This is a genomic window from Massilia sp. KIM (genome assembly GCF_002007115.1).
Lineage (GTDB): Bacteria > Pseudomonadota > Gammaproteobacteria > Burkholderiales > Burkholderiaceae_D > Telluria.
On sequence record NZ_MVAD01000004.1, the window covers coordinates 358,132 to 371,107 of the forward strand.

The following is a 12,976-nucleotide window of genomic DNA, read 5'->3' on the forward strand; positions in this document are numbered from 1 at the left end:
TCGTTCAAAAGGATCGTCAATCGGCTCGCGCAAACGTGCGCAACCAGTCCGCTGTCCATTGCGTGACCTGGTCGCGCCATGCCCTGCGCGAAAACGTGTGGTCGGCCGGCGCCAGGTGGTGCTGGGCGACGCGCTCGTCCTTCAGCAAGGCCTGCCAGTCGCGCGAGTCGGCGACCAGGTCGAGGAATTCCTTGGCGGTCAGGTCGGCGCCGCTGAAGATGAACAGGGCCGGGCCGCCGAAGCGCTGCAGGCCGAGGCGCATGCGTTCCGGCAAAGGGGCCGCTGCCGCGCCCGCCGGCTCGCGTCCGGCGTCGGAAGCGTCCGGCCGGCGCGCCAACAGCGTGCGCAACTGCGCCAGCAGCGATGCGGCGGCGCTGCGGAAAGCGAAGCGTCCGCTGAGCAGCTTTTTCCACAGCTCTGGCTCGAGCAGGCGCGCCCGGTAGTAATGCTTGAGGGTCGCCTTGGCCAGGCCTTCGGCCGTGCGTACCCAGGGGTTCAGCAGCACCAGGCCGCTGACGCGCGGGTCCTGGTGGGCGTAGAAGAGTGCGGCGGACGCGCCATCGCACAGGCCCCAGATCACGACCTCCTCGAGGGTCGGCACGAGCGTGAAAAACTGGTCGACCGCCGCGCGCAGATCGGCGTCGACCTGCTCGAAGCTGCGCAGCGCACCGCCACTGTCGCCCATGCCGCGATAGTCGAAGCGCAGGGTGGCGTAGCCCTGTTCGGCCAGGCCGCGCGCCAGCAAGGTGAACTGGCGGTGGCTGCCGGCCCGGTATTGCGGCCCGCCGACCACGACCAGCACGCCGCGCCGCTGCGGGCGTTCGGGCAGGCTGAGCACCCCGATCAGGTCTTCGCCTTCGCAGGCGAAGCGCACCGCCACGTCGCGCGCGTTCATGCCGTCTCCTCGATGGGCGCCGCCGCTTCCAGCGCCGCGCAGGTGGCCTCGGCCAGCTCGGCCGATTCGCTGATTTCCTGGGTCGCCCAGAACTGCTGGCCGACGATCTGCTGCAGGCGCAGGTCGCAGCCCCCTTCGCGCCAGGCCGCCGCCAGTCTGGTGGTGGCCGGCGGCAGCGGGCGGTCGGGCGCGGTCGCCATCTCGAACCAGTGCACGCGCGCGGCGCGCGGGGCCAGCTTCGCGCCGTCGAGGGCGTCGATCGCAGCCCCCAATTCCGGCGCCAGCTCGTAGCCGGCCACTTCCAGCGCCTGGCCGCCCAGCAGGGCGGCGCGCAGGGCGCCGGTGTTGCTGGCCGCCTTGCTCTGTTCGTTCTCCGGCTGGGCCAGCATCTCGTTCACGCTCAGCAGGCGCAGGAACTGCTTCAGGTAGGCGCTGCCCTGCTGCACCGGCTGCCACAGCACGATATCGGGAACCGGGTGGGGGCAGCGCTGCGCGAAGTCGAGCGCCAGCAGGCCGCCCAGGCGCAGGCCCCACAGGCCGGGCGCCACGCCCAGGCGCGCCGCCAGCCAGGCGCGCGCCGCTTCCAGGTCGGCCAGCCAGATCTCCCAGCGCGCATCGGCGAAGTCGCCGCTGCTGTCGCCGCAGCCGTACAGGTCCACCTGCAGCACGCCGATGCCGCGCGCGGCCAGCGCGCGCGCCGTCAGGGCCGCCATGCGGCGCGCCTTGTTCATCTCGTCGCCGAAAGGGTGGACGTAGACGAGCGCGCCGCGGCAGGCGCCGGCCGGCGCCTGGAACAGGCAGAAACGCTGGCCGGGGCCGGCGTCCAGGAAGAACGGCTCGGCGCGCGGGATCATGCCATCTTCTGCTCGACGAAGGCGGTCAGGCTGCCCAGCGTCTCGAAGGTGCTGGCGCTGATCTCGTCGTCGTCGATCGCGAAACCGAAGTGTTCTTCGAGGGCGCCGATCAGGTTGACCACCGCCATCGAGTCGAGCTCGGGGATGCTGCCCAGCAGGGGCGACTGTTCGGTGAGCGAGTTGGCGGCGTCGCCGAGGCTGAGTACGTCCGCGAGAATGCGCTTTACGTCGTCAAGGTACACAATTACTCCATGAATCTTTTGCGTGGAAAGGGGGCGCTGGCTGACAGGAGCACAGGCTGCGCGGGTGGCCAGGCGAACGCCGTCGGGAATGGATTGCCATGGTACACGGTGGTCAGCTCATCAGTCCAGCGCAGGTCTTACACCGTCTCGCCAGGACGCCGCATGTTCTGCAGCAGGCGCAGGGCGAAGCGGAACTGGTTGCGGTCCCAGGGCGTGAAGCGCGGCAGCTGGTGGATGTCGCTGCGTGCGCTGGCGGCGCCCCAGGAGGTCGAGACCGCGCCGGCGAAGCCGATCTCGCGCGCCATCGCGGCATGCTCGGCCAGGTAATCCTGGCCCGGCTTGCCGTTCGGGTAGGCGAAGGTGCGCACCGGGGCGCCGGTCAGCGCTTCCAGCGCATCCTTGCCGTCGGCGATCTCGCGCCGCGCCTCCTGCGGCGCCAGGCGCGCCAGGATCGGGTGGTTGACCGTGTGGCCGCCGATCTCCATCCCGGCCGCGTGCAGCTCGCGCACTTGCGCGCTGCGCATCATCAGGTCGTCCGGCAGGGGCACGCCGACCAGTTCGCGCAGCAGCTCGACCTGGTCGCGGCGCTGCTCCAGCGGCAGGTACTTCAGCTTGCCCAGCAGGGTGTCGATCGCGGCGCGCCGGCTGGCGGTGGAATCGAGCTGCAGGACGCCGAAGCCGGCCCGGCCCAGGTCGACCTGTTCCGGCGCACGCCGCATCAGCTCGATCACCGTGTCGTTCCACATGCGGCCACCATCCAGGAAACCGGTGGAAACGAAGAAGGTCGCCACCGCGCCGTGGCGGCGCAGCAGGGGCAGGGCGACTTCGGCGTTGTCGGCATAGCCGTCGTCGAAGGTGATGCAGGCGGCGCGCGGCGGCAGGGTGCCGGCGCGCAGGTGTGCCAGGCCCTGTTCCAGCGTGACCAGCGTGAAGCAGGCGGTCAGCAGGCCCAGCAGGGTATCGAAGCGCGCCGCGTCCATTTCGTGCGGGAACAGCGGATCGGGCTGGGGCAGCACGCGGTGGAAGATCAGGATCGACAGGCGCTGGCGCGGGCTGCCCAGGGCCAGGATGGACTTGAGCAGCGGGTGGCTGCCGGCGGGCGTCGCCGCGCGCCGGGGCAACTGGTCGGAATAGGTGAGCGGCATGAAACCTCGCTGATGATCAAATAATGCCGGCGCGGGCCGGCGGCGCCAGGGGCGGGACGGCGGCCGCGCGCTGGCTTGCCAATTTCTTCTCGGCCAGGGTTTTTTCGACCAGGACGCCGGTGGCGACCACCGCCATCATCAGGTAGTACTGGACGTCGTAATAGACCAGGCTCAGGAAGGCGCCGCCCACTGCGAAACCGACCAGGCTGACCTGGATCATGTTGGCCAGGTGCCCGGCCCAAGCCAGCTCCGGACTGCCGCGCGCCTGGCGTACGATCCAGGACGTCTTGCGCCATGTCAGCAGGCACAGGCTCATGTACAGGATGAAGCCTACCCAGCCATGTTCCCCCAGCGCCTGGAAGTAGATGCTGTGGGCGGCGTGGGGATCCTCGGGATCGGGGGCATACATGCGGAAAATCGGTCCTTTCCACAGCTCGAAGCCGCCACCGACGAGAGGACGGTCATTGGCGAGGTTGAAGGCGAGGTACCAGGCATTGATGCGCCCCATGGCCGAGGCGTCTTCCTTGTAGGTGCTGATCGTGTCCATGCGCTCGGTCCATTTTTCCGGCATGAAGGCGACCGCGACCGGGATGAGCAGGATGATGACGATCGCGGGCACCAGCTTCTTCGGGCTCTTCAACCAGAGGAAGAACAGCATGGCGGCGACCGCCAGCAAGGCCCCGCGCGAATAGGAACCGATGGCGGCCACGGCGCACAAGGGCATGGATACGAGCATGGCATGGCGTACCCACTTGTTTTCCGAGACCATCCGGACGTAGAACATCAGCGGAATGATGTTAATGAAGGCGAGCGCGACTTCATTGTTGCCTTCAATTAAGCTGCCCGGGGGACCCCACACGATGCTTCCCCCGCCGGTAAGGATGGTAAATACGCCCCCCTTGACCCCATAGTAGCCGACGGAGATGATCAGTGCCCAGACCAGGTAGTTGATGTGCTGGCGAGTCTTGATGAGCATGGCGGTCACCACGGTCATCAGCATGATCTTGTTGACCTGGGACAGCCTGACCAGGGCGTCGTCAGGAAAGAAGGCGAAGATCGTGGTCACATTCATCCACAGCGTGAACAGCAGCAGCGTGATGGTGATGGGCGTGACCGGGAAATTCTTGGGGTCGCGCGTGATGAGCACCCCGACCAGGGTCACGCCGGCGATGATGGCCGCGAACGGAAATTCGTAGGCGAAGCCCCAGCTCAGCCGGTGCGGGTTCATGACGCTGATCCATACCCACATGAGCACGCCGATCCACGGCCGCTTCAGGGCGAGCGGCAGGGAGCCGAGGACGATCAGGGTGATGAGGATGTCACGCATGGAAAATTAGTGCAAATGCAAGAAGTCCGATGGTACCTTATTTCCGTTTCGACACGATTAAATGCAAACGAACAAGACGTTTCCGCCACACGAAGTGTTAAGAAATCGCATCATTTTTTGTTAATATGCTATTGTTCTGCGGATTGCATCAAGCACACCGCACCACCTCTCTAGGACTCTCATGGGCCATCTCGTCCACGATTTCATCTTTGACGCGGCGCGCCGCGTGCCGGGCGCCGAGGCGCTCGTGTACGGGTCCCGCCGCCTTGATTACACCAGCCTGGCGGCCGAAGTCGGCCAGGTTTCCCAGGCCCTGCTCGCGCTCGGCCTGGGACGCGGCGAACGGGTCGCCGTCTACCTCGAAAAACGTATCGAAAATGTGACATCGATGTTCGGCGCCGCCGCCGCCGGTGGCGTTTTCGTCCCGGTCAACCCCCTGCTCAAACCCGAGCAGGTGGCCTTCATCGCCGCCGACTGCGACGTCCGGGTGCTGGTCACCTCGCCCGAGCGCCTGCGCCAGCTGGCTCCCAGCCTGGCCGGCTGCCCGGCCCTGCACACGGTGATCGTGACCGAGGGCGCGGGCGCGCTGCCGGAACTGGACAAGCTGCGCGTGCTGTCCTGGAACACCGCCCTGGCCGACGGCGCCGAGCGCGCCCGCCAGCCGCACCGCGCGATCGACGGCGACATGGCCGCCATTCTGTATACCTCGGGCAGCACTGGCAAGCCCAAGGGCGTGGTGCTATCGCACCGCAACATGGTGGCCGGCGCCGAGAGCGTCGCCAGCTACCTGGAGAATACACCCGAAGACCGCATCCTGGCCGTGTTGCCGCTGTCCTTCGACTACGGCCTGTCGCAGCTGACCACCGCCTTCCACGTGGGCGCCACCGCGGTGCTGATCAACCACCTGCTGCCGCGCGACGTGCTCAAGGCCGTGACGGCCGAACGCATCACCGGCCTGGCGGCGGTGCCGCCGCTGTGGATCCAGCTCGCCGCCCTCGACTGGCCGGCCGACTGCAGCCTGCGCTACCTCACCAACTCGGGCGGCGCCATGACCCGCGCCACCCTGGACGCCCTGCGCCGCGCGCTGCCGAACGCGCAACCCTTCCTGATGTATGGCCTGACCGAGGCCTTCCGCTCGACCTATCTGCCGCCGGCCGAACTCGAGCGTCGTCCGGATTCGATCGGCAAGGCGATCCCGAACGCCGAGGTGATGGTGCTGCGCCCGGACGGAACCGAGTGCGATCCGGGAGAGCCGGGCGAACTGGTGCACCGCGGCGCCCTGGTCTCGCTCGGCTACTGGAACGACCCGGCCAAGACCGCCGAACGCTTCAAGCCGGTGAAATCCATCCACAACGGCCTGGTGCTGACCGAGCTTGCCGTATGGTCGGGCGACACCGTGCGCCGCGACGATGACGGCTTCCTGTACTTCATCAGCCGCAAGGACGAGATGATCAAGACCTCCGGCTACCGGGTCAGCCCGACCGAGGTCGAGGAAGTGGTGTATGCGCGCGACAACGTGGCCGAGGCGGCCGCGATCGGCGTCGCCCACCCGACCCTGGGACAGGCCATCGCCCTGATGGTGTATCCGAAGGAAGGCGCGAGCCTGGACGCCGATACGCTGCTGGCGGCCCTCAAGCCCCACCTGCCGGCCTATATGTTGCCGGCCAGGATCATGGTGGCCGAGGCCCCGCTGCCGCGCAACCCGAACGGCAAGATCGACCGCAAGCTGCTCTCGACCCAGCTCGAAGGCATCTTTAACGGAGAGGCGGCATGAACGCCCCGCGTCCCAAGCACGCGCCGCTGACCCAGTTCGAGGTGGTGGACGACACCCTGGTGGTGGGCGGCGTGCCGCTGCCGCGCCTGGCCGCGCGCGTCGGGTCCACCCCCTTCTACGCCTACGACCGCGCCCGCCTCACCGAGCGGGTAGCCCTGCTGCGGCGCCACCTGCCGCCCGAGATCCACCTGCACTACGCGATGAAGGCCAATCCGATGCCGGCCGTGGTGCAGCACATGGCGACCCTGGTCGACGGCCTGGACGTCGCCTCCGGCGGCGAGCTGCAGGTCGCGCTGGACACCGTGATGCCGCCCGAGCGGATCAGCTTCGCCGGCCCGGGCAAGAGCGACCATGACCTGCGCTGCGCGATCGCGGCCGGGATCGTGCTCAACCTCGAAGGCTTCGGCGAACTCGAACGCGCGGCCGCGATCGGCCGCGAACTCGGCATCACCCCCAAGGTGGCCGTGCGCGTCAATCCCGATTTCGAACTCAAGTCCTCGGGCATGAAGATGGGCGGCGGTCCCAAGCAGTTCGGGATCGACGCCGAGCGCGTGCCCGAGGCCCTGCGCCGGATCGGCGAGCTGAAACTGGATTTCGAGGGCTTCCATATCTTCAGCGGCTCGCAGAACCTGAAGGCGGCAGCGCTCCACGAAGCCCATGACAAGACCTTCGCGCTGGCGCGCCGCCTGGCCCAGGACGCCCCTGGCCCGGTGCTGACCCTGAACATCGGCGGCGGCCTGGGCATTCCCTATTTCCCGGGCGAGGAAAGGCTGGACCTGGAAGCGGTCGGCGCCCACCTGCGCGCCATCCTGCCGGAGGCGCGCCGCGACCTGCCCCAGGCCCAGGTGGTGATGGAGCTGGGCCGCTACCTGGTGGCCGAAGCCGGCATCTACGTGTGCCGCGTGGTCGAACGCAAGGAGTCGCGCGGCCAGGTCTTCCTGGTCACCGACGGCGGCCTGCACCATCACCTGGCGGCCTCGGGCAACTTCGGCCAGGTGATCCGCAAGAATTATCCGGTGGCGATCGGCCACCGCGTGGCCGGCGGCGAGCGCGAGACGGTCTCGGTGGTCGGCCCGCTGTGCACCCCGCTCGACCTGCTGGCCGACGGGATGGAACTGGGGCGCGCCCAGGAGGGCGACCTGGTGGTCGTGTTCCAGTCGGGCGCCTATGGCCTGACGGCCAGCCCGGGAGGCTTCCTGAGCCACCCGGCGGCGCGCGAAGTGCTGGTGTAACGAAGAGGAGAGTGTGCAGTGAGCGGATTGTGCGGATGGATGGGCCACGGCGCTTCGAGCGCCGATAACGAGGCCTTGCTGGCCACCATGGCCGCGCCCCTGGGGCGCTTCGACGGCGTGCCGGTGCGCCGCCTGGCCGGGCGGCGCAGCGCCGCCGCGGTCGCGGCCCGGCCGGCCAGCAGCCATGTCTGGCAGCAGGACGGCCTGACGGTGGCGGTGTGGGGCCAGGCGCGCATCGCGGCCACCCCGGCCGCGGGCGAGACGCTGGCGGCCGAGCTGGCCGCCGCCTGGCGCCAGGATCCGGACGCCGTGTGCGCCCGCCTGTCGGGCGCCTTCTCCCTGTGCATCCTGGACGAGGCGCGCGGCGAAGCCCTGCTGGCGATCGACCGTACCGGCACCCAGCCGCTGGTCTACCAGCTGGCCGGCGAGACCCTGGTGTTCGCGTCCTCCAGCGACGCCCTGGTGCGCCATCCGTCCACCCCAGGCCGGATCGACCCGCAAGGCCTGTACAACTACGTCTATTTCCACATGGTGCCGGGCCCCGGCACGGTCTACCGCGACCAGCAGCGCCTGCTGCCGGGCGAATGCCTGCGCTACCGCCAGGGCGCGCTCGAGAAGCGCAGCTACTGGCAGATCCGCTTCGACGAACAGACCGGCCCCTCGTTCGAGGAGCTGAAGGAAGAATTCCTGCGCATCCTGAAGGACAGCGTGCGCGAGGCGGGCGAGGGCGAGAAGGTCGGCGCCTTCCTCTCCGGCGGCACCGACAGCTCGACCATCGCCGGCATCCTGACCCAGGTCGGCGGCCGTCCGGCCGACACCTATTCGATCGGCTTCGAGGCCGAGGGCTACGACGAGATGGAGTATGCGCGCCTGGCTTCGCGCCACTTCGGCACCGCCCACCACGAGTACTACGTGACCCCGGACGACGTGGTCGCCGCGATCCCGCAAGTGGCGGCGATCTTCGATCAGCCCTTCGGCAACGCCTCGGCGGTGCCGGCCTTCTACTGCGCCCAGATGGCGCGGCGCGACGGCGTGACCCGCATGTTCGGCGGCGACGGCGGCGACGAGCTGTTCGGCGGTAACGAGCGCTACGCCAAGCAGCACGTGTTCGCCCTCTACGACAAGGTGCCGGGACTGTTGCGCAAGGCCCTGCTCGAGCCGGCGGTGTTCAACTTTCCGGCCGGCGGCATGATCAAGCCGATCCGCAAGGCGCGCAGCTACATCGAGCAGGCCTCGGTGCCGATGCCGGCGCGCCTCGAGACCTACAACCTGCTGGGCCGCTATGGCCCGGAGCAGGTGTTCGCCGCCGACTTCCTGGCCAGCGCCGACACCGGCGGCCCGCTGGCCAGCCTGCGCGAGACCTATGCCAAGCAGCCGTCGGCCAGCCTGATCAACCAGATGCTGGCGCTCGACCTCAAGGTCACCCTGGCCGACAACGACCTGCCCAAGGTCACGCGCGCCTGCGAACTGGCCGGGGTGGAAGTCGCCTTCCCCTTCCTGAACGACGCCATGGTCGAGTTCTCGACCCGCCTGACCGCCAAGCAGAAGCTCAACGGCCAGAAGCTGCGCTGGTTCTTCAAGGAAGCGCTGCGCGGTTTCCTGCCCGACGAGATCATCACCAAGCAGAAGCATGGCTTCGGCCTGCCTTTCGGCGTCTGGCTGCAGAAGCACCAGCCGCTGCAGGACCTGGCCTACGACAGCCTGTCGGCCCTGCGCGGGCGCGGCATCGTGCGCGCCGAGTTCATCGACGAACTGCTGGGCCGCCACCTGAAGGAACACCCGGGCTACCACGGCACCATGGTGTGGGTGCTGATGATGATGGAGCAGTGGTTCCGCCAGCGCCCGGTCTCTCCTGGGCCTCATGCCTGAGATCTGCCGTTTCGACCCCAGCGGCTGCGGGTTCCCGGCGCCGCGGGTGCCGCTGCTGCCGGCGCCCGGCTGGGCGGAACTGAGCGCGGACGGCGCCGACCGCGTGCCGTCAGGATTGCTTTCCGGCCCCGGCGTGCGCCGCTTCGCGCGCGGGCGCTACGCCCTGCGCGCCGCCTTCGCGGCGGCCGGCCTGGGCCCGGGCGGCCTGCTGCTGGCGCCGTCCTACCATTGCCGCACCATCCTCGATCCGGCGCTGGCGCTGGGAGCGCAGGTCGCGCTGTATCCGCTGCACGAGGACCTGCGTCCCGACCTTTCCGCCATCGAGGCCCTGGTGGCGGGCGTCGGCGCGGCTGCGCGCGTGCTGCTGGTGCCGCATTACTTCGGCATCGAGCAGCCGCGCGCCACGATGGAGGCCCTCGGCGCGCTGTGCACGCGCCACGGCCTGGTGCTGGTCGAGGATTGCGCCCATGCCTGGATGGTGGCCCAGCGCCGCGTCCAGGCCGGCGTGCCCAGCGGGCGCATGCTGGTGGCCAGCCCGTATAAATATTTCGCCTGCCCGGACGGCGGCCTGCTGTGGGGCGACCCGGGCCTGCTGCCGCCCCAGGGCGGCGCGCCCGGCCTCATGGCCGAGCTGCGCGCGGCGCGCGCGCTGACCACCCGGCCTGCCGCGGTCCCGCCTGCGGCCCTGCCGGCGCCGCAGGCGGGACCGCGCGGCGCCGAGCATCGCGGGCGTGAGGACGGTCCCTCGCGCTATTACGATGCGGCGCTCGAGCGCCGCGATGCCTTGCTCCAGACGCGCTGGCTCATCGAGCGCGCCCAGCCGGAGGAGATCGCGCGCCGCCGCCGCCAGCGCTACCGCCAGTGGCTGAACGCCAGCGCCGGCTGGCGGCGCGCGCGCCCGCTGGCGCCGGCCTTGCCCGAGGACTGCGCGCCCTACATGTTCCCGCTCTTGATCGCGCATCCCGACCCCGATTTCTTCCGTCTCAAGGCGGCCGGCCTGCCGATCTGGCGCTGGGACGACATGGCGGTCTCGGAGTGCGCGGTCGCCAGGCGCTACCGCAGCAGGCTGCTGCACCTGCCTTGCCACCAGGGCCTGTCCGAGGCCCAGATGGACTGGATGCTGGCGCTGGCCAGGGAGGTGCTGGCGTGAGCGGCTGGAGCGTCGTAGCGCTGGACAAGGGCCTGGGCGAACATGCCGAGGCCTGGGACCGGCTGAACCGCGAGCGCTTCGGCGCCCACCCGCTGTTGTCGGCCCTGTTCGTCGACGGCCTGCTGCGCCAGCTTGGCGCCGGCAACGAATACCTCTGCACCCTGCGCGACGAGGCGGGCGTGCAGGCCATGCTCATCCTGCAGCGGCGCAGGGGAATCGCCTGGCGCAGCTTCGCTCCGCCCCAGGTGCAGATCGGCCCGACCATGGTGCCCGAGCGGCGCATGCTGGACGATCTATTGCCGAGCCTGCCGGGCACGGCCCTCCAGCTCGACCTCCTGTGCAACGACCCCAGCTTCGGCGCGGTGCTGGCGGAGGTGCAGCCGCCGACGCACCGCATGGCCCACACCCTGACCATGCGCATCGCCCTGGACGGCAGCTATGCGGACTACTGGGCAGCGCGTCCGCGCCAGCTGGCCAAGAACATGCGCCGCTACGAGCGGCGCGCGATCGACGATGGCCTGCCGCCGCGCGTGGTGCGCCTGGATACGCCGGACCAGGTCGATGCCGGCGTCGAGCGTTACGCGGCCATGGAAGCGGCCGGCTGGAAGGGCAAGATCGGCACCGCGCTCGGTTCGACGCCCGAGCAGTATGCCTTTTTCCGCAACCTGATGCGCGACGGCGCGCGCCAGGGCCAGGCCCTGGTCTACGAGTTATGGCTGGGGGAGCAACTGGCGGCCTCGCGCCTCCTGGTGTCGAGCGGCGACATGATGGTGATCCTCAAGACCAGTTATAACGAGGAGCTGGCGCGCTATGCCCCTGGTCGACTGCTGCTGCGCGCCGTCATCGAGGACGCATTCGCCAGCTTTCCCGGCAAGGCGATCGAGTTCTACACCGATGCCAGTCCCGAGCAGCTCGAATGGGCCTCGGCCCACCGCTGGATCGAACATCTCACCCTGTATCGCACGCGCTTCGGCGGCGTGATGGCGAATGGCCTGAAAGCGCTGCGCGCACTGCGCGTCCGCCAGGCGCAGGCGGCCGACGAGGCCTCCGCGGTCGAGGTCTACACCCGGCCGGAGGCCCTGCCGGCCGAGGTGCGCCAGTTCCTCGAGCGTGCGGAAACGCGCAACCTGCAGTTCGGCTTCGACTGGTATCGCAACCTGGTGGAGACCGTCTACTCCGGGCATGAAGGCATCCGCCTGTACGTGCTGCGCAGCGGGGACAAGATCCTCGCGGTGCTGCCGCTGCGGATCGAGCGCGCCGCGCTCGGCTGGCAGGCCCACGCCCTGAGCAACTTCTACAGCGCGTTGTACGAACCCGCACTGGCTCCGGGAACCAAGGCGTCCGACCTGCTGCCCCTGTTCACCGCCCTGCGCCGGGAATTCCCGCGCCTGGGTTCGCTGATGCTGGCGCCGATGGCGCCCGCCTCCCATGCCTATGTCGTCCTGTGCGAGGCCTTGTGCAGCGGCGGCTGGTTCCCCTTCGAGTTCTTCGCCTTCGGTAACTGGTACCAGCGTGTGCGCACCGGCTGGCTGGATTACCTGGCGGAGCGCGAGGGCAGCGTGCGCAGCACCATCCGGCGCATGGGCAAGAAGTTCGCGGCCGAGGGCGGGGTGCTCGAAGTCGTCACTTCGCCGGACGACCTGCCCGGCGCGATCGAGGCCTACCGCAAGGTATATGCGGCCAGCTGGAAGAAGCCCGAACCCTTCGACGACTTCATGCCGGGCCTACTGCAGTTGTGCGCCGCCAAGGGCGTGCTGCGCCTCGGCCTGGCGCGCCTGCATGGGGAGCCGGTCGCGGTCCAGGTCTGGATCGTGGGCCACGGGCGGGCCGAGATCTACAAGGTCGCCTATGACGAACGTTTCCGCGACTATTCTCCGGGCACCCTGGTCACCGCCATGCTGATCCGGCACGTGATCGAGACCGACCAGGTCGCGGAGATCGACTACCTGATCGGTGACGATCCCTACAAGAAGACCTGGATGGGCGAGCGTCGCGAACGCTGGGGCCTGGTGGCCTATCATCTGGGCTCGCTGCCCGGCGTGCTGGGCTTCCTCCGCGAAGCCTCGGGACGAGCGATCAAATACGTGCGGCAGAGCCTGCGGCGCCCTCGCGACCAGGGCGGTGGCAAGCCCGAGAGTGGCACCGCTGCGTCTGTCAAGCCCCTGAATCCGGCGGCTTGAACCGGCAATTCCTGGGACAGCGCGGTTCAAGAACTGCGATTTCACATTCTATTACAAGATTAGCCATGTTCTTCGGGACAAATCCGTGTCAATACGGCTATTTTTGTTCATTTTTGCCAAATAAATTGGCAAAAAAGTAAGTGTCTGTTACAAATTTCTTTGGAATTTTGCGGCTTTTTTGCGATTTGTTGCCGTGCGTCCATTTCTTCGTGGCCAAACGATGCCTACAATCATCCCTGACTTCGAACGAAAGCACAGGGTCCCGCCCTCATCTCCAAGAACTTTCGCTTAATTCACGGCTGTGCATC

The 12,976-nt window shown here is 68.6% G+C and carries 10 protein-coding genes; 5 read left to right on the forward strand and 5 right to left on the reverse strand.

Annotation, left to right across the window (positions count from 1 at the left end):
* Nucleotides 1-16: 16 nt before the first annotated feature.
* The 5 genes from B0920_RS24225 to B0920_RS24245 all read right to left on the reverse strand — a co-directional run bounded on the left by B0920_RS24225 (nt 17) and on the right by B0920_RS24245 (nt 4,463).
* Complete coding sequence (locus B0920_RS24225; RefSeq protein WP_078035251.1) at nt 17-895, reverse strand: hydrolase 1, exosortase A system-associated; 879 nt, start codon at nt 893-895, stop codon at nt 17-19.
* Nucleotides 892-1,749, reverse strand: coding sequence for a hydrolase 2, exosortase A system-associated (locus tag B0920_RS24230; RefSeq protein ID WP_078035252.1), 858 nt, complete (start codon nt 1,747-1,749; stop codon nt 892-894). The genes B0920_RS24225 and B0920_RS24230 overlap by 4 nt, the downstream gene beginning before the upstream one ends.
* Nucleotides 1,746-1,991 carry an acyl carrier protein gene (locus tag B0920_RS24235; protein ID WP_218669412.1) on the reverse strand — a complete coding sequence of 82 codons (246 nt, stop codon included), beginning with the start codon at nt 1,989-1,991 and terminating at the stop codon, nt 1,746-1,748. Before B0920_RS24235 ends, B0920_RS24230 begins: the two co-directional genes overlap by 4 nt.
* Before the next feature lie 137 nt (nt 1,992-2,128).
* Nucleotides 2,129-3,136 carry a polysaccharide deacetylase family protein gene (locus B0920_RS24240; RefSeq protein WP_078035254.1) on the reverse strand — a complete coding sequence of 336 codons (1,008 nt, stop codon included), beginning with the start codon at nt 3,134-3,136 and terminating at the stop codon, nt 2,129-2,131.
* A gap of 16 nt (nt 3,137-3,152) precedes the next feature.
* The gene (locus tag B0920_RS24245; RefSeq protein WP_078035255.1) at nt 3,153-4,463 is read right to left on the reverse strand and encodes a putative O-glycosylation ligase, exosortase A system-associated; all 1,311 of its coding nucleotides are present in this window, start codon (nt 4,461-4,463) and stop codon (nt 3,153-3,155) included.
* Nucleotides 4,464-4,644: 181 nt separating this feature from the next.
* Between B0920_RS24245 and B0920_RS24250 the strand changes: the two genes are divergently transcribed.
* The 5 genes from B0920_RS24250 to B0920_RS24270 are packed head-to-tail and all read left to right on the forward strand — an operon-like array spanning nt 4,645 to nt 12,668.
* Nucleotides 4,645-6,237, forward strand: a complete 1,593-nt coding sequence (locus tag B0920_RS24250) for an acyl-CoA ligase (AMP-forming), exosortase A system-associated (protein ID WP_078035256.1) — start codon at nt 4,645-4,647, stop codon at nt 6,235-6,237.
* A complete protein-coding gene (locus tag B0920_RS24255; RefSeq protein WP_078035257.1) occupies nt 6,234-7,469 on the forward strand; it encodes a pyridoxal-dependent decarboxylase, exosortase A system-associated in 1,236 nt (411 codons plus the stop codon). Before B0920_RS24250 ends, B0920_RS24255 begins: the two co-directional genes overlap by 4 nt.
* A gap of 18 nt (nt 7,470-7,487) precedes the next feature.
* Nucleotides 7,488-9,338: an asparagine synthetase B gene (locus B0920_RS24260; protein WP_078035258.1), complete on the forward strand. Its 1,851-nt coding sequence runs from the start codon at nt 7,488-7,490 to the stop codon at nt 9,336-9,338.
* Nucleotides 9,331-10,488 carry a DegT/DnrJ/EryC1/StrS family aminotransferase gene (locus B0920_RS24265; protein ID WP_078035259.1) on the forward strand — a complete coding sequence of 386 codons (1,158 nt, stop codon included), beginning with the start codon at nt 9,331-9,333 and terminating at the stop codon, nt 10,486-10,488. The genes B0920_RS24260 and B0920_RS24265 overlap by 8 nt, the downstream gene beginning before the upstream one ends.
* On the forward strand, nt 10,485-12,668 hold the full coding sequence (locus B0920_RS24270; RefSeq protein WP_078035260.1) for a GNAT family N-acetyltransferase: 2,184 nt from the start codon (nt 10,485-10,487) through the stop codon (nt 12,666-12,668). The genes B0920_RS24265 and B0920_RS24270 overlap by 4 nt, the downstream gene beginning before the upstream one ends.
* The last annotated feature ends 308 nt before the right edge of the window (nt 12,669-12,976 follow it).